Annotated in this window: 21 protein-coding genes; 11 read left to right on the forward strand and 10 right to left on the reverse strand. The window is 41.5% G+C overall.

Annotated features, from left to right (window positions below; genetic code table 11):
* Window positions 1-144: 144 nt before the first annotated feature.
* From htpX to bioB, 5 genes are all read right to left on the reverse strand, one after another.
* Window positions 145-1,008, reverse strand: a complete 864-nt coding sequence (htpX, locus tag QMA00_RS10940) for a protease HtpX (RefSeq protein ID WP_064666216.1) — start codon at window positions 1,006-1,008, stop codon at window positions 145-147.
* A gap of 139 nt (window positions 1,009-1,147) precedes the next feature.
* Window positions 1,148-1,831 carry a dethiobiotin synthase gene (bioD, locus tag QMA00_RS10945; RefSeq protein ID WP_290157221.1) on the reverse strand — a complete coding sequence of 228 codons (684 nt, stop codon included), beginning with the start codon at window positions 1,829-1,831 and terminating at the stop codon, window positions 1,148-1,150.
* Window positions 1,832-1,849: 18 nt separating this feature from the next.
* Entirely contained in the window at window positions 1,850-2,668 is an 819-nt protein-coding gene (locus tag QMA00_RS10950; protein WP_290157223.1) for a methyltransferase domain-containing protein, read from the reverse strand.
* Window positions 2,665-3,819 (reverse strand): 8-amino-7-oxononanoate synthase, encoded by a 1,155-nt coding sequence (locus tag QMA00_RS10955; protein ID WP_290157225.1) that lies wholly within the window; start codon window positions 3,817-3,819, stop codon window positions 2,665-2,667. Before QMA00_RS10955 ends, QMA00_RS10950 begins: the two co-directional genes overlap by 4 nt.
* A 55-nt stretch (window positions 3,820-3,874) precedes the next feature.
* Entirely contained in the window at window positions 3,875-4,915 is a 1,041-nt protein-coding gene (gene bioB, locus QMA00_RS10960; RefSeq protein ID WP_290157226.1) for a biotin synthase BioB, read from the reverse strand.
* Window positions 4,916-5,009: 94 nt separating this feature from the next.
* On the opposite strand from bioB, the gene bioA reads away from it, so the two are divergent.
* The 5 genes from bioA to QMA00_RS10985 all read left to right on the forward strand — a co-directional run bounded on the left by bioA (window position 5,010) and on the right by QMA00_RS10985 (window position 10,874).
* Window positions 5,010-6,311 (forward strand): adenosylmethionine--8-amino-7-oxononanoate transaminase, encoded by a 1,302-nt coding sequence (bioA, locus tag QMA00_RS10965; RefSeq protein ID WP_290157227.1) that lies wholly within the window; start codon window positions 5,010-5,012, stop codon window positions 6,309-6,311.
* 180 nt (window positions 6,312-6,491) lie between these two features.
* Entirely contained in the window at window positions 6,492-7,304 is an 813-nt protein-coding gene (locus QMA00_RS10970) for a hypothetical protein (RefSeq protein WP_036983462.1), read from the forward strand.
* On the forward strand, window positions 7,305-8,351 hold the full coding sequence (locus QMA00_RS10975) for an ABC transporter substrate-binding protein (protein WP_290157228.1): 1,047 nt from the start codon (window positions 7,305-7,307) through the stop codon (window positions 8,349-8,351).
* Window positions 8,351-9,850 (forward strand): iron ABC transporter permease, encoded by a 1,500-nt coding sequence (locus tag QMA00_RS10980; RefSeq protein WP_076921319.1) that lies wholly within the window; start codon window positions 8,351-8,353, stop codon window positions 9,848-9,850. Before QMA00_RS10975 ends, QMA00_RS10980 begins: the two co-directional genes overlap by 1 nt.
* Before the next feature lie 13 nt (window positions 9,851-9,863).
* Window positions 9,864-10,874 carry an ABC transporter ATP-binding protein gene (locus QMA00_RS10985; protein WP_290157231.1) on the forward strand — a complete coding sequence of 337 codons (1,011 nt, stop codon included), beginning with the start codon at window positions 9,864-9,866 and terminating at the stop codon, window positions 10,872-10,874.
* Window positions 10,875-10,931: 57 nt separating this feature from the next.
* Here the strand turns inward: QMA00_RS10985 and QMA00_RS10990 are convergent, their stop codons facing one another.
* Window positions 10,932-11,366 carry an ATP-binding protein gene (locus tag QMA00_RS10990; protein ID WP_013464982.1) on the reverse strand — a complete coding sequence of 145 codons (435 nt, stop codon included), beginning with the start codon at window positions 11,364-11,366 and terminating at the stop codon, window positions 10,932-10,934.
* Between the two features lie 291 nt (window positions 11,367-11,657).
* Between QMA00_RS10990 and asnS the strand changes: the two genes are divergently transcribed.
* Complete coding sequence (asnS, locus tag QMA00_RS10995; protein ID WP_013464983.1) at window positions 11,658-13,055, forward strand: asparagine--tRNA ligase; 1,398 nt, start codon at window positions 11,658-11,660, stop codon at window positions 13,053-13,055.
* A 60-nt stretch (window positions 13,056-13,115) separates the two neighbouring features.
* Here the strand turns inward: asnS and QMA00_RS11000 are convergent, their stop codons facing one another.
* The 4 genes from QMA00_RS11000 to QMA00_RS11015 all read right to left on the reverse strand — a co-directional run bounded on the left by QMA00_RS11000 (window position 13,116) and on the right by QMA00_RS11015 (window position 16,044).
* On the reverse strand, window positions 13,116-13,475 hold the full coding sequence (locus QMA00_RS11000) for a hypothetical protein (protein ID WP_290157234.1): 360 nt from the start codon (window positions 13,473-13,475) through the stop codon (window positions 13,116-13,118).
* Between the two features lie 117 nt (window positions 13,476-13,592).
* Window positions 13,593-14,144, reverse strand: a complete 552-nt coding sequence (locus QMA00_RS11005; RefSeq protein WP_249928672.1) for a heparan-alpha-glucosaminide N-acetyltransferase domain-containing protein — start codon at window positions 14,142-14,144, stop codon at window positions 13,593-13,595.
* 223 nt (window positions 14,145-14,367) lie between these two features.
* On the reverse strand, window positions 14,368-15,294 hold the full coding sequence (locus QMA00_RS11010) for an FAD-binding protein (RefSeq protein ID WP_290157235.1): 927 nt from the start codon (window positions 15,292-15,294) through the stop codon (window positions 14,368-14,370).
* Window positions 15,295-16,044: an electron transfer flavoprotein subunit beta/FixA family protein gene (locus tag QMA00_RS11015; RefSeq protein ID WP_076921329.1), complete on the reverse strand. Its 750-nt coding sequence runs from the start codon at window positions 16,042-16,044 to the stop codon at window positions 15,295-15,297.
* Between the two features lie 220 nt (window positions 16,045-16,264).
* On the opposite strand from QMA00_RS11015, the gene QMA00_RS11020 reads away from it, so the two are divergent.
* From QMA00_RS11020 to QMA00_RS11040, 5 genes are all read left to right on the forward strand, one after another.
* Window positions 16,265-17,911, forward strand: coding sequence for an electron transfer flavoprotein-ubiquinone oxidoreductase (locus QMA00_RS11020; protein ID WP_076921332.1), 1,647 nt, complete (start codon window positions 16,265-16,267; stop codon window positions 17,909-17,911).
* 101 nt (window positions 17,912-18,012) lie between these two features.
* On the forward strand, window positions 18,013-18,477 hold the full coding sequence (locus tag QMA00_RS11025; RefSeq protein ID WP_024602547.1) for an acyl-CoA thioesterase: 465 nt from the start codon (window positions 18,013-18,015) through the stop codon (window positions 18,475-18,477).
* 250 nt (window positions 18,478-18,727) lie between these two features.
* Complete coding sequence (locus tag QMA00_RS11030) at window positions 18,728-19,297, forward strand: outer membrane beta-barrel protein (protein ID WP_069439394.1); 570 nt, start codon at window positions 18,728-18,730, stop codon at window positions 19,295-19,297.
* 172 nt (window positions 19,298-19,469) lie between these two features.
* Entirely contained in the window at window positions 19,470-20,174 is a 705-nt protein-coding gene (tsaA, locus tag QMA00_RS11035) for a tRNA (N6-threonylcarbamoyladenosine(37)-N6)-methyltransferase TrmO (protein ID WP_250653885.1), read from the forward strand.
* 129 nt (window positions 20,175-20,303) lie between these two features.
* Entirely contained in the window at window positions 20,304-22,028 is a 1,725-nt protein-coding gene (locus QMA00_RS11040; RefSeq protein ID WP_290157240.1) for a proline--tRNA ligase, read from the forward strand.
* Window positions 22,029-22,082: the final 54 nt, after the last annotated feature.

Raw genomic sequence — 22,082 nt, forward strand, 5'->3', positions numbered from 1 at the left:
GTTTCAGAAAAGTAGCGCTCATATTTTACGTGACCAAGGTGATTATTATGCCTTGATCTGATCACTACATATTCTATAAGTTCAATTTATAATGATCTTGCCGTGGGCTTTTTGTTTACAAGTACTGTGAAAAACTTGAATTTTTTAACGACGTAGTGCGTCTATACGTGCGTCAAGCGGTGGGTGAGATGAAAACAACTCAGCCATGCCTTTACCACTGGCAATACCAAAGGCCATCATTGAGCCTTCTAATTGCGATGGGTGGTTTTGCTTTAATCGCTCAAGGGCTGAACGCATTTTGTCTGCGCCTACCAACTGAGCTGCGCCGTTATCGGCTGCAAATTCACGCTTACGGCTGTAATGGGCAACCACAATGCTTGCCAATACGCCAAATAATACTTGGAATAACATATCGAATAAGAAGTAAGTCCAGCTGCTGCCGCCCTCTTCTTCATCGCTATTGATAAAGTTATCTACAATGCCAGCCAGTACTTTAGCGGCAAAAATAACAAAGGTATTAACCACACCTTGAATAAGCGTTAGCGTTACCATATCACCATTAGCCACATGCGAAACCTCATGGGCAAGCACAGCTTCAGCTTGATCTTGGCTCATGTTATGTAATAAACCTGTGCTTACCGCCACCAGCGAATTATTTTTACTCGGGCCCGTTGCAAACGCGTTCATTTCTGGGCTGTCGTAAATCGCCACTTCTGGCATGTTAATACCGGCTTTTTTAGCTTGAGCAGCCACAGTGTTTACCAGCCATTGTTCGGTTTCGGTACGAGGTTGGGTGATCACTTGCGCACCGGTTGATTTTTTGGCGATCCATTTCGACATAAATAACGAAATAAACGATCCACCAAAACCAAATACAGTCGCAATTAGTAAAATTCCGCCAAGGCTACGATGGCTTAAGCCCAGCGCACTCATTATTATTGAAAGCACCACACCTAATACCAACATAACCGCGAGGTTAGTTAATAAAAACAAAAATACACGTTTCATACGAGTTCTCCAAAAATAACATTTATTGCTGAGCGATTTACTATGTTTGATCGGCTTTGAGCAATCACTGCGTTATGACACACTATGTCATAACGTCAGCGCTATTCTGTGACAAACTATGTCACAACACAAGGGTTATTTATGGATTTATGGATAATTTTTCAAGCAGGGTTTTATAAATTTGTAATTTAGGGGTTTGCTCTGTGTATGGGCTAATGGCAAGCAGTGGAAATGGTAAACGTGTTTTCAGTGAATCTAGGTTTGCTTGGTATTCATCCATAGTGGCATCAACTTGGTTTGCAATCCAGCCAATGCAATTAACACCCATACTTTGCATATGTGCTGCAGTGAGTAATGCATGATTTATACAGCCTAGTTTCATCCCTACCACTAATATTACTAGCAGTTGCTCTGCTTTTACCCAGTCGTATAAATACTCGTTATTATTAATAGGTAATGCCCAGCCGCCCGCACCTTCTGTTAACAGGTAATCGGCGCCTTGTTGCTTAACATGTTGATAAGCCATGCTGAGCTTTTCTACTGTTATGTTTAGTCCCGCTTGCTCTGCAGCAATGTGGGGGGCTATTGGCGGCGCAAATGCAAATGGGTTAATTATGTCGTATTTAGCGCTGACTGTGGCACTTTCCATTAGCATTAGCGCATCGGCGTTTACGAGCTGCTCAAACGCCATTTCACACCCAGAGGCTATCGGCTTAAAACCTATGGCGCGCTTTTTATGTTGTGCGAGTAACTTTAATAGCAAACTGGTTACATGGGTTTTACCGGCGTCGGTATCGGTACCGGTAATAAAAAACTGGTTCATGGCATGGCCTTATTATTTTTACTGGGCTTTTTCTAATGATAACAATACCACATGGTAAGATACATGGGCTTTATTGTTTATAAGCGGATAGGCATCACATACTTTTTGCAGCGCTGATTTAGTTAATAAACCACGACGACTTGTAGCATGATTTTGTGTGGTGGCACCAATGGCTTTAATCGATTTTATAGCCGCTAATGCACTGCTGTGCTGATCGGTATAGATGACTTTTTTTGATGCGTTGATCTTAAACCCGGCCTTTTCGACCGATTGGTTTATATTATTATGGCTTGCAAACTGATTAATATGATTATGTGAATCAAGCACTGCAAAGGCGGTTTTGATCTCGTTTAATGACCCTGCAACAACCGCACTAATATAGGCTTGCCCGCCTGGTTTTAATGCTTGGTAAAGCGAGTGCATTAAGGCTTCTAAATTAGCAGACCACTGCAGCGCAAAATTACTAAATAGCACGTCAATACTGTTAGCTTGCAGCGGTAAATTATCCATGTCGGCGCACAGTTTGGGGGTGTTTAAATCACTGCTTTTTAGCATGTTAAAACTTAAATCTATGGCAACAACTTGGCCAAATAATGCCCTTAAAGCCTGAGTATTAACAAGCGGCCCTGCGCCTAGGTCAACACAGAGCTTGCTAGGGTTTGCAGTAATGAGTTTAAATAAATCATTCGCGGCTTGTTTTTGCACATTGGCATGCTGGCTGTAACTGTTTGCTGCTTTTGAAAAGTTATGCGCCGTGGTTTTTTTTAAAGCCTGAGTCGCTAAATACACTGTGGTAGGGATAAGTGGCTTAATTTTAATTGCCTGCGGGCTTATCATGAAATGACCTTTTCTAAGCTACCAACGAGTTGTTTTATATCCTCATGGGTGTGGGCTGCACTTAAGGTAATACGCAAACGCGAGGTATTGTGTAAAACAGTTGGCGGGCGAATAGCCGTTAGCCAAATGCCCTGCTGCTTTAGTTGCTCACTGGCTTTTAACGTTTGCTCGGCGCAGCCTAAAACAATCGGTTGAATCGCGGTGTTAGAGTCCATTAGCGCAATGTGCAGCTCTTTAGCTAGGCGTTTAAACAGCGCAATATTAGCGTTTAATTTGGCTCGCCTGTCGTTGGCGTCTCTTATGCTTTTAATACGCGCCAAAGTATGAGCGGCAATAAACGGTGACATAGCGGTTGAGTAGGTATAATCACGATTAAACTGCAGCATGTAATCTATAAAATGCTGCGAACCTAATACGCACGCCCCACTACTAGCAACCGCTTTACCAAAGGTGATCACTAAAATATCGGGCAAGGTGTCGGCTGCAATTAAGGCTTCACAGCTGCCAAGCCCCGATTTTCCTAAAACACCAAAACCATGGGCATCGTCTATCATTAACCACGCGTTATGCTGCTTTGCTAAGGCAAATAGCGCTTTAATTGGCGCGGTATCACCATCCATTGAAAACACACCCTCAGACACAATGAGCTTATTGCGCGCTTTTGATTTTTCTAGCCGTGAGCGTAAATGGTTTATATCGTTATGGTTAAAACGTATTAACGCGGCGTTGGCGTGTAATGCGCCATCAATTAAACTGGCGTGATTGAGTTTATCTTGAAAAATCGCACTGTGCTGCGCTGTCGCTTTATCTTGAAATAGCGCTTTTATAACACTGCTATTAGCACTAAAGCCCGAATTAAACAGCATACCTGCCTCATAACCCAAAGCACTACATAAAGCTTGCTCAAGCGCTTGCTGTGGCTGTTGATAACCCGTCACTAGTGCTGAACTGTGGCTACCTAGTAATGGCGCGCTGGTTAATTCCACCAGCGAATCGCCAAACCCTAAATAATCGTTACTCGCAAAGTTAAGGTAGGTTTTATCATCAACCGTAATAGTGCGCGCTGTTGCGCTTTGTACTACATAGCGTTTACGCAAGAGCTGCTGTGCTTTGCGTTCATCTAAATGGGTGTTTATAAATTCAAATGACATAAATGCTTTAACCTTCAACGCAATACTTTAAACCATTAGCATAGTACTGAGCACTTTACGCTTCGTAAAACAATTCTGCGGTTGCTTTATCAGCCACTTGCGATGACAAAGACGCAGCAACGGCTTCATCTGAATAATCGTGGCTTGTTTCTGGGTTCATCCCGAGCTTTTTAATTAATTGCATGTCGGCATCGGCTTCTGGGTTTTCGGTAGTAAGAAGTTTATCACCATAAAATATAGAGTTAGCACCGGCAAAAAAGCACATTGACTGCATTTGCTCATTCATTGCTGTGCGTCCTGCTGATAAACGTACGTAACTATGGGGCATCATAATACGTGCTGTGGCAATGGTACGAATAAACTCAAACTGATCTAAGTCATCAACGTTTTCAAGCGGTGTCCCTTTCACCTTTACTAGCATATTAATTGGCACGCTTTCGGGCTGCTGGGGTAAATTAGCCAACTGCATTAATAAGCCATAGCGGTCGCTTGCTTGCTCACCCATACCGACAATACCGCCGGAGCATACTTTCATACCAGCGTCTCGCACATTGCCTATAGTATCAAGGCGGTCTTGAAAGGTACGAGTTGATATAATTTGCTCATAGTATTCAGGTGAAGTGTCGAGGTTGTGGTTATAGTAATCAAGCCCTGCACTGCGCAGTTCATGAGCTTTTTCGTTATTTAACATGCCTAAAGTCATACAGGTTTCAAGGCCAAGGGCTTTTACTTCTTTTACCATTTGCGAAATGTATGGCATGTCTCTGTCTTTTGGATCTGACCATGCAGCCCCCATACAAAAACGAGTGGCGCCTTTTTGTTTTGCTAACCGTGCTTGCTCTACCACTTTTTCTACTTCTATTAGGCGCTCGCGTTCTAAATCAGTTTTATAATGCCCCGATTGCGGGCAATATTTACAGTCTTCTGGGCAGGCACCTGTTTTAATAGATAACAACGTAGAAATTTGTACTTCGTTTGGATTAAAATTAGCGCGATGCACAGAGGCGGCTTTAAATAATAAATCGTTAAATGGCATTTCAAATAAGGCTTTTACTTCCTGATGGGTCCAATCGTGTCGAACTGTTGCAAGCTCCATAATACTCTCTTTTATTTTTGCTCTTGGTGTTATTGGCTTAGAATACGTATTGCCGTACCATTGTCAACGAAGCCCACTTAGTTAAAGTTTACATATGAACAAAAAACAAACGATAGACCTTGATTTTGATCGTCAGCACATTTGGCACCCCTACACCTCAATGACTCAACCTATTCCGGTTTACCCCGTTACGCATGCAAATCACAACCTTATTTACTTAGAAACGGGGGAACAACTTATTGACGGTATGGCCTCATGGTGGAGTGCTATTCACGGCTATAACCATCCGGTTTTAAATGAAGCGATGCACGCCCAGATAGATAAAATGAGCCATGTAATGTTTGGTGGCATAACCCACCAGCCGGCAGTAGAGCTCTGTAAAAAGCTGGTAGCGATAACGCCAGAGGGATTAACAAAGGTGTTTTTAGCCGACAGTGGCTCAGTAAGTGTGGAAGTAGCGATAAAAATGGCGCTGCAATATTGGTTAAGCCAAGAGGTTACAACAAAACAAAAATTAATGACTCCGTTCAAAGGCTACCATGGCGATACATTTGCAGCGATGAGTGTGTGCGATCCTATTAATTCTATGCATAATTTATACGCTGGTTTTTTGCCTGAGCATATTTTTGTGCCAGCCCCTATTAGCCAATTTAATAGTGCGTTTAATCAAGCTGAGGCTGATGAACTCGAAAGCTATTTTTTAAAGTACCACCAGCAAGTCGCCGCGTTTATTATTGAACCTATAGTGCAAAACGCCGGGGGGATGAATTTTTATCATCCTGAGTATTTAGCCTGTGTGCGTAAACTATGCACTCAATATAATGTGCTGCTTATTTGCGATGAAATTGCCACCGGATTTGGCCGCACCGGCAAATTGTTTGCTGTAGAGCATGCCAATATAGAGCCCGATATACTGTGTATAGGTAAAGCGCTGACTGGTGGCGCAATGACACTTTCGGCAACCATAACTAGCGACAAAATAGCCACAGTGATCAGCGAAGGAGAAGCTGGGGTTTTGATGCACGGACCTACATTTATGGGAAATCCCCTTGCCTGCGCTGTTGCCTGCGCCAGTATTGATTTATTACTAAGCCAAAACTGGCAACACCATATCAGCGAAATAAATACTCAATTACAGCAGCTGCATAAATGCCAAGCGCTCAGCACCGTGGCGAATGTACGTACTTTAGGAGCTATTGGCGTAGTAGAGCTTACAGAAGAGGCTGGTAGCATTGATGTCGCTAAAATTCAGGCTTATTTTGTATCTCAAGGAGTATGGATACGCCCCTTTGGTAAGCTAATTTATCTAATGCCACCGTATATAAGTGACAAAAACAGTATTCTCGCTTTATGTGATGCTATTTATAACGCCATAAAAGGTAAACATTACGTATAGATAGGTTAACTATCATCAAGGATTACGTTAAAATTTATGCAAATAATTAGTTTGCTGCCTATTCGTCCCAAAACATTGGTATTTTTAGCCCTGACCTGTCATTTAGTGTGTTGATCTGAGTGATCTTTAGGGATATGATAATGCCTATCATTTACAATAACATTTATGGACTCACTTGCTATGAAAATATTACTTAAGCCTGCCAAGACATTAAGTGCAAGTTTTTTACTCGCCTCTGCGATTTTTGCACAACCGGCACTTGCTAATGGCCCTATTGGTGAGCATGTTAATCACCTTCAAGCTAATTTAAAAACTTACAATGAAGACGTTGAATGGATGATCTCTAAAGTCGATACCATGGTAAGCGATTACGAGAAAAAAGGCGCAAAAGCAGTCAATAGTGATGATTTGGTTGAGTACTGGGAGTCAGTTAAATTCCACAGCGCAATAGAAACTAATTACGTGCCTGTCTATGCCTCTATTTGGCAAGGTTTGTATGGCATAAAAATGGCTATCGATAATAAAAAACCAGCGTCAGAAGTACGCAAACAACAACAAGCAATGAATAATGCCCTATGGCAAGGATTAGGCGCAGTTAAACTGGCAGCTAAGTTTCAACAAAAAGGGTTATTAGATAGCGTTAAAGCAACAGCAACCAAAGAAATGACGCAAAGCGCGACTATCGACGAAATTAAACATAAATTAGACCGAGTGGTCGCTAAATACGCAGAACGTTTAAGCGATGAAGCCACCAACATAGTGCACGACACTTACCTACATTTATTTGAAGGTGTTGAAGGTACACTAATTGAGCAAGACGCGAAGTTAGTAGAAATCCTAGAAAAAGACTTTAACGTCACACTTCCACAAGCAATTTCTAATAATAAAAGTGTTGATGAAGTTCGTGATGTGGTTGTTGATATGCAAACCAAACTAAGCCGCGCTCAAACGCTGATTGAAAAAGCAGAAAAAGCACGTAAGGATGTATTTTAAGTGAAACGCAGAACCTTTATTCAAGGCTTAGCTGCGTTAGGGGTAGCGGGTGCTTTACCGCTATCGCTTTCACGCGCTTTTGCCGCTGATATTACTATTGCAAACCCCGTGTCTGTTGATACATTGCCTAAACTAAAAGGTGCATTGACGCTTTATTTAGGCCGTGGTGAAGGTGGCTTATACGAAAACGTATTACAAGCCATTCAAAAAAAGAACCCTGATCTTGACCTTGCCATTCGTCGCGGCCCTACCGCAGCGCTTGCCAACACCATTGTTGCCGAAGCAAATGCAGGGGTTAAACGTGCCGACTTATTTTGGGCAGTCGACTCTGGGGCAATTGGTTTAGTTACCGATGCCGGCCTTGCCAAGCCCATGCCGAGTGATTTATCAGCGCAATTACAGCCACAATTTAGATACGATGAATGGGCACCTGTAACTGGTCGTATACGTACTTTGCCTTTTAATACTGAGCGTTTAACCAAAGAGCAAATTCCAACAAGCATTATGGATATTGCCGACAGTGATTTAAGTATTGGTTGGGCGCCTGCTTATGCTTCTTTTCAATCGTTTATTACTGCTATGCGACTTTTAGAAGGTGATGATAAAACGGCTAAGTGGCTCAAAAAAGTTAAAAAACGTTCTAAAACCTACGCAGGTGAACTCGGTGTGGTAATGGGCGTTGAACGTGGTGAAGTAGAAATTGGTTTTGCTAATCATTACTACACGCTGCGCTTAAAATCAGGTAAGCCAGATGCAAAACTTGATTTAGCCTTTACGCAAAATGATGCTGGCTGTTTAGTTAACGCTTCAGGTATTTTATCGTTATCTGAAGACCCACTGGCAATCAACTTTATGCGCTATTTACTTAGCATTGAAGTGCAAAGTTATTTAGCAAGCGAAGCCTATGAAATCCCACTGGTTAATGGCATTACTCAACCCGATGGATTGCCAAAGTTAACCAGTATTTCGCCACCTAAAATTGATTTAACCCAGTTGGCTGATTTACGCCCAACTATAGATTTAATGCGCAGCAGCGGCGTTTTATAATGCGAATACCTACATCTTACCCAATGGCGCTGCTTGCAGCGCTAGTGACCCTGACTCCTATTTTTGTTTTAATTACGCTTGCCTCTGACGCAAGCTCTTTTTTTGATAGTCATAATTTAACTATTTTAGGCAATACCCTGTCGTTAATGGGATTAACTGTATTAGGTTCAATTTTAATTGGTGTGCCCTTGGCATTCATTAGCGCCTATGTGCAGTTACCGTTTAAAAAGTTTTGGCTGGTGGTGTTTGCAGCCCCGCTTGCTATTCCTAGTTACATTGGCGCTTTTACGCTTTATGCTGCATTTGGTCCCGGCGGTGAAATAAACAACTTACTTGGTTTTGAAACCCCTTCTATGTATGGGTTAACGGGAGCCGCCATTGTCATGACCTTGTATACTTTTCCGTTTGTTATGATGACTACCCGTTCGTCTTTACTTAGTTTAGATGCCAGTATGGTCAACGCTGCTCGCACACTGGGTATGTCGATGACGCAAAGCGTATTTAAAGTTATTTTACCCCGCGTAATAAATGGCATTGCAGCAGGGTCATTATTGGTTGCGCTGTATACCTTATCTGACTTTGGTACTCCCGCAATGATGCGCTTAGATACGTTTACCCGTGTTATTTATGTGGAATACAATGCTTTTGCCTTAAGCCGTGCGGCTATGTTATCACTGCAACTGATGGTGATTGTTGGCTTTTTATTAATGATTGAATCACAAATAAAAACCGCCTCAGAGCGTCAAGGTCGTTCGCTTATTTTATTCCCTAAAAAATGGCAACTAGGCGCTATGTTTGCCACCTTTGCGCCTATTTTATTACTCGCTATTGGCCTACCTTTGGCAGTATTTACTTTGTGGTTAGTGCGTGATGGCTTTAGCTCGTTTGATTTTAGTATTGCCTGGCATTCAACTTACGCTTCAGCCATTGCCGCTATTGTTACAGTTATTGTTGCCATTCCAGTTGCCCATGCGGCTTTAAGTGGTAAGGTTGGTAAAGTAATGGAACGTGTTACTTACTTTGGTTTTGGTATTCCGGGTATTGTTATGGGCACAGCGCTTGTGTATGGCGGCTTACAACTACCCTTTTTATATCAAACGCTGGGCTTATTGATTATTGCTTATATGCTACGTTTTTTACCGCTTGCGGTAGGTTCTGTGCGTACCAGCACCGAGCATCTTGACCCAAGTTTGGTAAAATCAGCACGGGTATTAGGGGCAAGCCCGCGCGAAGCCTTTACGCGTATTACTTTACCCCTAACTATGCGTGGTATTATTGCAGGTGGGGCCTTGGTCTTTTTAGAGTCAATGCGCGAATTAGAAGCCACACTTTTATTAGGCCCCACCGGCTTTGAAACGCTATCTACCTACTTATGGCGTGTTTACGAAGCCGGTTATTTTGGCCGTGCCGCTATTCCTGGCTTATTGTTGGTGGTGATTTCTGCGGGTGCTTTAGCTATTATGATGTCTGGCGAAAAACGCAACCAGTTTGAACATTAAGGATTTATAAAAAATGCTATCTGTAAGTCAGTTGTCTATAGATTATGGCAGTAATCGTGTTGTTAGCGATTTAAATTTCACCTTAGGTGAAAGCGAAATATTAATGCTTGTTGGTCCAACAGGTTGCGGAAAAAGTACTATTTTACAAGCGTTAGCGGGGCTTTTACCGATTAGCGAGGGTGAAATTAAAGTGGCTAAATGGACAGCGACACCAAAGCATACTGTGGCGCCTGAAAAACGCAGCGTAGGTATGGTGTTTCAAGACTTTGCGTTGTTCCCTCATTTAACAGTTGAACAAAACGTATGTTTTAAACTTAAAGACACCAGCCCTGCCGATCACTGGCTAAAACTTCTTGGTTTAGATGCATTTAGGCATAAAAAACCAGCCACACTGTCAGGCGGGCAAAAACAACGCGTAGCATTAGCGCGTACCCTTGCCCACCAACCTGACTTTGTATTACTTGATGAGCCGTTATCTAACCTTGATGCTGCCTTAAAAGATATGTTGCGTTGGGATATCCGCAACGCATTAAAAGAAGCTGGTGTACCGGCAATTTGGGTAACGCACGATCAAGAAGAAGCGCTTTCGGTGGGCGATCGTGTGGGTGTTTTAAAAGGCGGTAAAATACAACAAATTGACACCCCAGAGCAGTGTTTTAGTACCCCAAACAACCGCTTTGTGGCCCGCTTTTTAGGTGAAGCCAGCTTTATAAAAGGAACCCTAAATAACGGCCAAGCGCTTACCGATATTGGTAATGTACCTGCAAACGGCGTTGATTGTGACACTGGTGAGGTAGAAGTTTTGCTTCGTCCAGATGATGTATTATTAGTACAAAGCAGTATTGGTAATAATGGTGAAGTAATTTGGGTACGCTTTGAAGGCGGTAGCCGTTTATGCGCGGTTAAACTTGCATGCGAAACCGTGGTAACTAGCCGAGTAAGCCATGAGGTGGTTGTACACCCAGGTGACAAGGTACATGTTTCGCTCAGTACATCTCATCCCCTAGCGGCATTTAAAAGCTAGCGCGTAATAACACGAGTAGTTTTATGAAAAAGCCCTAATTTTGGGCTTTTCTTATAATTACCACTCAAACATGTAGGCCATTTTACTAATGGTTTTAAGCGGTATGTTATGACTATTGCGCTTGGCATATAAGTGTTGCATTGATTTGTCTTTTACTTCACCAACAATCACTTCTTTTACTTGATACCCTAAAGCTATCGCTGCTTGCGAATAGGCAATGAATTCCCATTTTTTAATGTTAGTGTTATCAACAATAACCAGTTCAATACCTTGTGCTAACGCGTTAATAAAACGTGCTAGGTTTAGGTTATGATATTGCGATAATTTAAACTTATCGAAATGATATTCACCCTGCTCGTTTACAAAGTAATCATCTGTTGAGCAAATAAAATAATTGCTTTCATCTGCGCCCGATAATTCGTCAGCGAGATTTTGCGCATAATATGACTTACCACTGCCTGGCAGTCCTCGTAAAATAAAAACTTGTTTCATAGCATCCATTTTTTATTAATGGTAAACGTTAATTCGGTTTGATTACTAATAATGCCACAAATTGATGAATTTTCAGAGTAACAAATGGTAATAGTAGCCATTTAACTCTAAAAACTGGTTAAAAAAACCGCGCGTGACTAAAAACTTTTAAAGAGTTGCCCACAACAGTTTTTTTATTTTACTTTACTAGGTATTATACAAGGTTCAAGTGCAGTGACCTTACATACATAAATGCATGAGTAACGCACAATTAATTTATATAGTTAGGCAACTTATATCATTGGAGTGAAGATGAGCCATTTAGCGATTTCAGAGCTATTAAAAGGCAATGTTGCGGTAGACAGCCAAGTAACCATTAAAGGCTGGATCCGTACACGCCGCGATTCAAAAGCAGGAATATCATTTTTAGCCGTTCATGACGGTTCGTGTTTTGATCCTATTCAAGCGGTAGTTCCTAATTCACTGAATAATTATGATGAAGTTACAAGCTTAACAGCAGGCTGTTCTGTGTCGGTTACCGGTGTATTAGTGCAATCTGCAGGACAAGGTCAATCTTTCGAAATTCAAGCTAATTCAGTGACTGTGTTAGGTTGGGTTGAAAATCCAGATACTTACCCAATGTCGGCTAAGCGCCACAGCATTGAATATTTACGTGAGCACGCTCACCTTCGCCCGCGCACCAATATGATTGGCGCAGTAACGCGTGTACGTAACTGTTTAGCGCAAGCGATTCATCGTTTTTACCATGAGCAAGGCTTTTACTGGATCAGTACACCAATCATCACAGCCAGTGACTGTGAAGGTGCGGGTGAAATGTTCCGCGTATCAACCCTTGATATGCAAAACCTGCCAATGACAGATAAAGGCGAAATTGATTACAGCGAAGACTTTTTTGGTAAAGAAGCATTCCTAACGGTATCTGGCCAGCTAAACGGTGAAACATATGCATCAGCTATGTCTAAAATTTACACCTTTGGCCCTACGTTCCGTGCAGAGAATTCAAATACATCTCGCCACTTAGCTGAATTTTGGATGGTAGAGCCAGAAGTTGCGTTTGCTGATTTAGAAGATATCGCAAAATTGGCTGAAAACATGCTTAAGTACGTGTTTAAAGCGGTATTAGAAGAACGCCGTGACGACATGGAGTTTTTTGCTCAACGTATCGAAAAAACAGCGATTAGCCGTTTAGAGGAATTTGTTGAAAAAGACTTCGCACAAGTTGATTACACAGACGCTGTAGAAATTCTAAAAGCATGTGGCAAGAAATTTGAGTACGCTGTTGAATGGGGTGTAGATTTACAGTCTGAGCACGAGCGTTACCTAGCAGAAGAACACTTTAAAGCACCGGTTGTTATTAAAAACTACCCGCGCGATATTAAAGCATTTTACATGCGTCAAAACGAAGACGGTAAAACCGTAGCGGCTATGGACGTAGTGGCACCTGGCATTGGTGAGATCATTGGTGGTTCACAACGTGAAGAGCGTCTTGATGTATTAGATGCACGCCTTGACGAAATGGGCTTAAACAAAGAAGACTACAGCTGGTACCGCGACCTACGTAAATACGGTAGCGTGCCACACTCTGGCTTTGGTTTAGGGTTTGAGCGCTTAGTTGCTTATGTTACCGGTATGGGTAACGTACGTGATGTAATTGCATTCCCTCGTACTAAAGGCAGCGCAACGTACTAAGCCACGCTTGTAACGTTAAATAAAAAACCAACCTAAGGGTTGGTTTTTTATTGTCTTTATCTAAATCTTTATAAATATCTTGCGTTTATAAAGCATATTTGACATTAACCAAAAGCCAATAACATGCAATAAAGCAAAGGTGAACGATGCCAATTTAGCACTCATGACTAAGGCTAACTGTTGATACATCCAATCCCCCAAGTTTAGCTCGCCAATATTAATCAGTGAATAGCTCAGTACCCACACACCCGATAACACATAAATAAACAACGGATTCGAGCCATATACAATTAATGGATTAACAAGGCGATCGGGTTTTACTATGTCGCAAAGCCATACAAAAAAGGCCAGTACAATACAGGCAATCCCTGAGGTGTAAATAACGAAGGTACTGGTCCAAAGCGATTTATTAATTGGCATAATCAGCGAGCCTAATTGCCCTAAAGCGATACCAACAACCCCAATGACCAACAAACGCTTAATACTTGTCCATTGACTGCTAGAGCTGGTAAGTAAACGGGTAACCTCAAAGCCAAATTAAACACTTACTACACTTGGTAAGGTGCTCAAAAGCCCTTCTGGATCAAACGCTAATCCTTTACCTTGCCACAAATGCGATTCACCTAATACCGCTATATCAACCGTTCTAACTAAGTTATTCTCTAGTGTATAGGCATTATTAGAACCAACACTTAAAAGCAGTAACCAATATGCAATTAAAATTGCAACCGATAAGCTGATCACCCCTCGCCTGTTGAGTAACAATACACAGATAGACGCTAAAATATAGGCAATGCCTATTCGCTGTAATACGCCCAGTATTCTTAAGTTTTCAATGCTCGTGGTAAAGGGATACATATTTAACGCTAAGCCAATAGCAAAAATAATTGCTCCTCGTTTTATCAGCCGTAACACTTGGCTTGCATTAGCTGTGCTGTTGGTTTTCTTAAATGAAAAAAACATCGCAGAGCCAATAATAAACATGAAAAACGGAAAAATTACATCCGTTGGTGTACACCCATGCCAATCGGCATGAAGTAAAGGGGCATACACGTGGGACCACGAACCCAGTGTATTTACCAGTATCATTACCCCCGCATAGCATCAAGCCCTTTATACCTTGTCATTTTGGCTCCTATTTAATAATTTGAGTGACTACAACTGACAACGCTGTCACCTTGTTATAAAAAAAGCCAAGCGCAAGTAATTTAGATAAGTGGCGTTATTGAATTAAAAAAGCCGCAGAATCAAGAATGAAACGGCGGCTTTAAATCAGAATATTTAACTTTATTAATGCTGTGGTTATTAAACTTTATAAAGCCTGCTCAAGCTCGGGTAATACATCAAATAAATCAGCAACTAAACCGTAATCAGCCACTTGGAAAATAGGCGCATCTGGGTCTTTATTTATGGCCACAATAATTTTTGAGTCTTTCATGCCTGCTAAATGCTGAATGGCACCACTTATACCTACGGCAATATATAAATTAGGCGCAACAATTTTACCTGTTTGCCCTACTTGCATGTCGTTAGGAACAAAGCCTGCGTCAACCGCTGCACGTGAAGCGCCAATTGCAGCTCCCAGTTTATCGGCAATACCATTAAGTAGCACAAAGTTTTCACCATTTTGCATGCCTCGACCACCTGAAATAACCACATCAGCTGCAGTGAGCTCTGGGCGTTCAGACTCAGTTTGCTCAACACTTACAAAGCTACTTAACTGTGAATCAGAGACCGTATCTAAGGTTGTGACATTAGCTGGTGCTTGTTCGCCTTGTAAATCAAAGCTACTTGCACGCACGGTGATCACTTTTTTATTATCGAGTGATTTAACCGTTGCTATGGCATTTCCCGCATAGATTGGGCGTTTAAACGTGTCTGCGTCAATAACATCAATAATTTCTGAAATTTGTGCAACATCTAATAATGCGGCAACACGCGGCATAAAGTTTTTACCTGTCGTTGTGGCACTTGCCACGATATGGCTATACTCATCTGCAAGTGATAACACTAGATCTGTCATGCTTTCAGCAAGTTGATGTTCGTACACCGCGTTATCTGCAAGTAATACATTTGTAACACTCTCGATGCTCGCAAGTGACTCACTCATGGCACCTAAGTTTATGCCAGCTAACAATACATCGACATCAAAGCCTAATTTTTTAGCGGCGTTAATGGTTTTTGAGGTTTCTGGTTTTAAGGCACCGTTATCGTGCTCTGCAATTACAAGAGTTTTCATTTAAATCACCTTTGCCTCTGTTTTAAGTTTTTCTACAAGCTGTGCAACGTCTTCAACAATAATGCCGCCGCTGCGTTTTGCTGGTTCTTCTACATGAACGACTTCAATACGCGGTGTTAAATCAACACCTAGCGAATCAGCCGCTATAACTTCTAACGGCTTACGTTTGGCTTTCATAATATTAGGTAGCGACGCATAACGTGGCTCATTCAAACGTAAATCGGTGGTGACTATTGCGGGTAAATTAAGCGCAACAGTTTGCAAACCGCCATCAACTTCGCGGGTTACATTCACTTTGCCATTTTCAATAACGACTTTTGAAGCAAATGTACCTTGGCCGCGATTAGTTAATGCAGCGAGCATTTGGCCTGTTTGATTATTATCAGAATCGATAGATTGCTTGCCTAAAATAACCAGCTCAGGAGATTCTTGCTCAACCACTTTCGCAAGTAACTTTGCAATATGGAGAGATTCTAGGTTTTGCTCGGTTTCAACATGAATCGCTTTATCAGCGCCAAGGGCAAGTGCTGTGCGTAATTGCTCTTGTGATGCTTTAGCGCCAATAGTCACAACAACCACTTCGCTTGCAGTACCCGCTTCTTTTAAACGAATCGCTTCTTCTACCGCAATTTCACAAAATGGGTTCATTGCCATTTTTACGTTTGTTAAATCAACACCGCTGTTATCAGGTTTAACGCGAGCTTTTACGTTGTAATCAATCACTCTTTTTATTGGTACGAGAACTTTCATAGGGACTCCATAATTATTTAAACCTATAAGCTAACGTCTACGTCAACCTATTTATTTTATGAAATCAGACTACTTCCTGTTGACGTAAACGTCAACCTAAAATAACCTTAAACTATTCACAACCTGTAACGATTAATTTGCATAACAAAGAAACAGGTTGCTTAGCTTACTTTTTGCCAAATAATGCAAAGGTGAGTCCGTCATAGATAAAGAGGTTATTATGATTGAACGCGAAACCATGGAATTTGATGTAGTTGTTGTAGGGGCAGGTCCTGCGGGGCTTTCAACAGCAATTAAACTCGCGCAGCAAGCACAAGAAAAACAACAAGAGTGCATGATATGTGTAGTTGAAAAAGGCTCAGAAGTGGGCGCGCATGTATTATCGGGTGCTGTTTTTGAAACCAAAGCATTGGATGAACTACTGCCAAACTGGCAAGAATTGGGCGCGCCTGTTACGACTAAAGTCCAAAGCGATGAAATTTATTGGTTTAATAACGAACAAAAAGCAACCTCAATTCCTCACTTTGCTACACCAAATACATTTCATAATAACGGTAACTACATTGTTTCTATGGGGAATGTATGTCGTTGGCTTGCTGAGCAAGCAGAAAACTTGGGCGTTGAAATATTTCCAGGCTTTAGTGCTCATTCACTTATTATTGAAGATGATGTTGTTAAAGGCATTATTACCGGTGATATGGGGCTGGATAAAAACGGTGACGAAAAAGACGGTTACATGCCGGGTATGGAGTTACGTGCTAAATACACGGTATTTGCTGAGGGCTGTCGCGGCCATTTAGGTAAGCAACTGATCAATCAGTTTGCTTTAGACGATGAATGCTCGCCACAGCATTACGGTTTAGGCTTTAAAGAAATTTGGCAAGTGGATGAATCTAAACATCAGCTTGGTAAAGTAGTTCACGGAACTGGTTGGCCATTGAGTGGCGATACTGGCGGTGGTGCTTTTATGTATCATAGCGAAAACAACCAAGTGGTGGTTGGTTTAATAGTTGATTTAAATTATTCAAATCCACATTTAAGCCCATTTGATGAGTTTCAGCGCTTAAAACACCACCCGGTATTTAAAAACACCCTCGAAGGGGGTGAGCGTATTGCTTATGGTGCGCGCGCCATTGCCAAAGGCGGTTTACACTCTTTACCTAAAATGCATTTCCCGGGTGGCTTGTTAGTGGGCTGTGAAGCAGGCACGCTTAATTTTGCAAAAATTAAAGGTAATCATACGGCTATGAAGTCAGGCATGATAGCCGCTGAGGTCATTTTTAATGCGCTACAAAACGATTTAGCTAACACTGATTTAACCCAGTACACCGCTGAGTTTAAAAAGTCATGGGCGTATAAAGAGCTGTATCAATCTCGAAACTTTGGCCCTGCAATGCATACATTAGGTAAATTTGCAGGCGGTGCATACAACACCCTTGATCAAAACATATTTAAGGGTGCCCTACCGTTTAGTTTTAAAGATAACGTACCCGATCACGCCACTTTAAAAGACGCTGATCAAGCTGAAAAAATTGCCTATCCAAAGCCTGATGGCAAACTCAGCTTTGATAAGCTTTCTTCGGTATTTTTATCAAACACTAATCATGAAGAATCGCAGCCGTGTCATTTAAAACTCAAAGATGCATCAATTCCGATTAAGGTAAATTTAGTTAAATTTGATGAACCTGCACAGCGATACTGCCCTGCCGGCGTTTATGAAGTACAAGAAGTCGAAGGCGAGCAAGTCTTTGTGATCAATGCACAAAACTGTGTGCATTGTAAAACCTGTGATATTAAAGATCCGAACCAAAATATCACCTGGGTCACCCCTGAAGGTGCTGGCGGTCCTAACTACCCCAATATGTAACAACCTTTCTAAAGAAATTATAAACTTATCCTAAATTGCAGGGGCTTCGGCCCCTTTTTTGCGCTATGCTGTTAAGTAATATGAATAAATGAGAGTATGTTATGGCGTCGTCGAGTGTAATTTTTCGTTTTTTAGCAGAGCCTACCGATGTAAATTTTGGTGGTAAGGTGCATGGTGGTGTGGTCATGAAGTGGATTGACCAAGCAGGCTATGCCTGTGCTGCAGGTTGGAGCGGTCATTACTGCGTAACCGTATCGGTTGCGGGCGTTAAGTTTAGCCGCCCTATTTTGGTTGGCCAAATTGTTGAAGTGGAAGCCAAAATTGCACACACAGGTAAAACCAGTATGCAAATTTTCATTCAAGTACGCTGTGGCGACCCTAAAACCCAAAACTTAGTTGAAACTAATCATTGTGTAATAAGTTTTGTTGCTATGGATGAGACCGGTTACCCTGTTGCCGTTCCTGAATTCACATCTGTTACTGACGAAGATAAAAAGCTAGAAAATTACGCCATTAAAATGAAACAAATAGCGATAGAAACAGAAAACTTACTTTATCAAGTCTAATTCGGTACCTTTTGCAGGTATGTATAAACTACAGCAAGCTGTAAATTCTACAATTTTTATTTTTTTACAAATTAACAGTACGCTTAACAGTTGAATGTTTTGCGTACTAAAACCACCAAAGAAGTTCAATAAACACACTTCAAGGGCAAATATTAAACAAAAAAATTATTGGCATGTTCACTGCAATTAGTAAATCGACGTTTGATGAATCTATCGAACATTAGATATTATTTTTTAAAGGAGCTATACAATGATTAAAACACTTTCTCTTTCTGCACTTGCTTTAGCAACACTGGGTTTTAATTCAGCAGCACAGGCAGATGTTACCGACATGGACTCTCCACGTATTTATACGGGTATTGGTTACGGCCAATATTCATTTCAGTTTGAAGATAGCGAAAACGACACCGATTTCGATGACGACGCGCAAATGTTAAAAGGTTATATCGGTACTCAATTTAATGAACATATAAGCCTTGAACTTGCCTATCAAAATTTTGATGAAGTGAGTGACATAGACAGTAAAGCAGAAATTGATGGGGTATCACTAGCAGCGCGTTTTGCAGCGCCAATCACTGAAAATTTTTCTATCTATGCAAAAGGCGGTTGGTTCGAATGGGATGCTGATTTAACTCAAGAACTACCAGTAGGCAGCGTTAGCGTATCACAAGACGGTGGTGACGTATTTTATGGTGCAGGTATTGAATATGCTTTCACAACCAATATGCAAGTGCGTTTAGAGTATGAGCGTTACGAATTAGATGATGATATTGATCCAGAAATGGATGTTGCGTCAGTATCTTTCCAATATATGTTTTAATAACAACTCAATAGTTGCAATGTAAGGGTAAGGCTAGGTTTAGCCTTGCCCTTTGTTATTCCACATTTAAATGAATCAGTCTAAACTCTCTTTATGCTGATTATATTAAGCTAATGCCACCAATGGTAATTACAGGTAGAATACCTCCCTATTTTATTTGTTAGCGAGCATTATGAGCGATTATCAGATTTCGGCTATTGGTCATATTCAATCACCGTATAAACAAAAATTTGCCATTCCTAGACAACCTCGATTAGTGCCAGAAGCAAAAGCTAAACTTATTTTTGCTCCAGATTTTAATCGTGAAGAATTTGTTCGTGGTTTAGATGAATTTAGCCATATTTGGCTATTATTTCGTTTTCATGAAACCGCAGATAAAGGCTATTCAGCAATGGTGCGCCCGCCGCGCCTTGGTGGCAATGAGCGTAAAGGCGTTTTTGCCACACGCGCTACATTCAGACCTAACGCTATAGGGATGAGTGCTGTAAAGTTAGAGGGAATTGAATACAAAAAAGGGCAGTTAGCGTTATTGCTCGCCGGTATTGATTTACTTGATGGTACACCTATTGTTGATATTAAGCCTTATTTGCCCTATTCAGACGCTTTACCTGATGCCAGTGCAGGCTTTGCCGACACGCGCCCAGAAACTCACATGAGTGTTGAATTTAGTGAGCAAGCTTTGGAATTTATAAATAAACAAAGCCACTATCCTGAGCTACAAGCGTTTATCAGCAATGTGCTAAAACAAGATCCTCGCCCAGCGTATAAAAAGCAAAAACAAGGCATACAAAGTTATGGTATGAATTTGTATGAATACAACATTACCTGGCAAGTGACTGACTCTCATCATCTGGTTACTCATATAGAGCCCAGTTAAACTAACTTTAAAAACCTGCTATGGCTATAAAATGCGATAAAAAATCACTTAGCGCTTTAGTGTCAATGCATCCGCTGGTAAACTGAGCGCCTTAATTAAAAGAACATATTACTCTATTTCGGAAAAAACATGCGTACTAGTCAATATATACTCGCTACACTTAAAGAAACGCCATCAGATGCGGAAATTGTATCGCATCAATTAATGCTTAGAGCCGGAATGATCCGTCGCGTCGCTTCGGGTTTATACACTTGGCTACCCTCTGGTTTACGTGTGCTTAGAAAAGTAGAAAACATTGTACGCGAAGAAATGGATAAAGCAGGCGCAATTGAAATGCTAATGCCAGTAATTCAACCGGCTGACTTATGGGAAGAATCGGGCCGCTGGAGTGAGTTTGGTCCAGAGCTTATGCGCTTTACCGATCGTCACAATCGTGAATTTGCTATGGGTCCTACCCATGAAGAAGTGATCACCGATTTTGTCCGCAAAGAAATTAACAGCTACAAGCAACTGCCTATTACTTTGTACCAAGTACAAACTAAAGTACGTGACGAACGTCGTCCGCGCTTTGGTGTTATGCGTGCTCGTGAATTTACTATGAAAGATGCCTACTCATTCCATTTAACCGATGAATGTTTAGATGCAACTTATCAAGTTATGCACAAAGCCTACTGTAATATTTTTGAACGTTTAGGCCTTGATTTCCGCCCTGTTATTGCTGATACCGGCTCTATAGGCGGTAGTGTATCGCATGAGTTTCACGTACTTGCTGAATCTGGCGAAGACGCTATTGCCTTTAGTGATGCCAGTGACTACGCCGCTAATATTGAAAAAGCAGAAGCGCTAGCGCCAACTGAAGCTCGCCCAGAAGCAAGCAAAGAGCTAAAAGCATTCCCAACGCCTGATGCTAAAACAATTAATGAGCTGAAAAAACACTATGGTGTAAAACCACATCGCGGTGTTAAAACACTGATTGTTTATGGCGCCCCTGATGAAGACGGAAAACGTGGCTTAGTTGCACTAGTACTGCGTGGCGATCACGAGCTTAATGAACTTAAAGCTGAAAAACACCCACTGGTTGCTGCACCATTAGAAATGGCAACCGAGGCAGATATTGTGGCTGCCATTGGCGCAAAACCGGGTTCTTTAGGCCCTGTTGGCTTAAACATGCCAATTATTGTTGATAGAACGGCGAATGTAATGGCTGATTTTGTAGCTGGCGCAAACAAAGACGATGAGCACTTTAGTGGTATTAACTGGGATCGCGACGTAACAGACTACGAGGTTGCTGATATCCGTAATATTGTTGAGGGCGATCCTAGCCCGTGTGGTCAAGGCACGTTGCAAATTAAGCGCGGTATTGAAGTTGGTCATATTTTCCAACTAGGTACTAAATACTCAGAAGCAATGAAAGCAGGTGTATTAAGCGAATCGGGTAAAAACCAAACAATGACTATGGGTTGTTATGGTATTGGTGTATCGCGCGTAGTTGCCGCTGCCATTGAGCAAAATAACGACCAATACGGTATTACCTGGCCTAAAGCCATCGCCCCTTTCGATTTAGCAATTGTGCCAATGAATATGCATAAATCGCATCGTATTCCTGATATTGCTAATAATCTATATCAAGGCTTGAAAGATGCAGGTTTAGATGTGCTATTTGATGACCGTAAAGAGCGCCCTGGTGTTATGTTTAACGACATGGAATTACTCGGTGTACCTTACACGCTTGTAATTGGTGAGCGTAACCTTGATGAAAACAAGGTAGAACTTAAAAACCGCCGCACTGGTGAAAAGCTAATGATAGATATTGATAGCGCGATTGAAACAATCAAAAATCAATTTAATGCATAAGCTTAAAATTAATTAAAAAAACCGCTGTATGATTTTTTCATACAGCGGTTTTTT

Origin of the sequence: Pseudoalteromonas sp. APC 3694 (genome assembly GCF_030407565.1) — a bacterium.
In the GTDB taxonomy this organism is placed as follows: domain Bacteria; phylum Pseudomonadota; class Gammaproteobacteria; order Enterobacterales; family Alteromonadaceae; genus Pseudoalteromonas; species Pseudoalteromonas tetraodonis.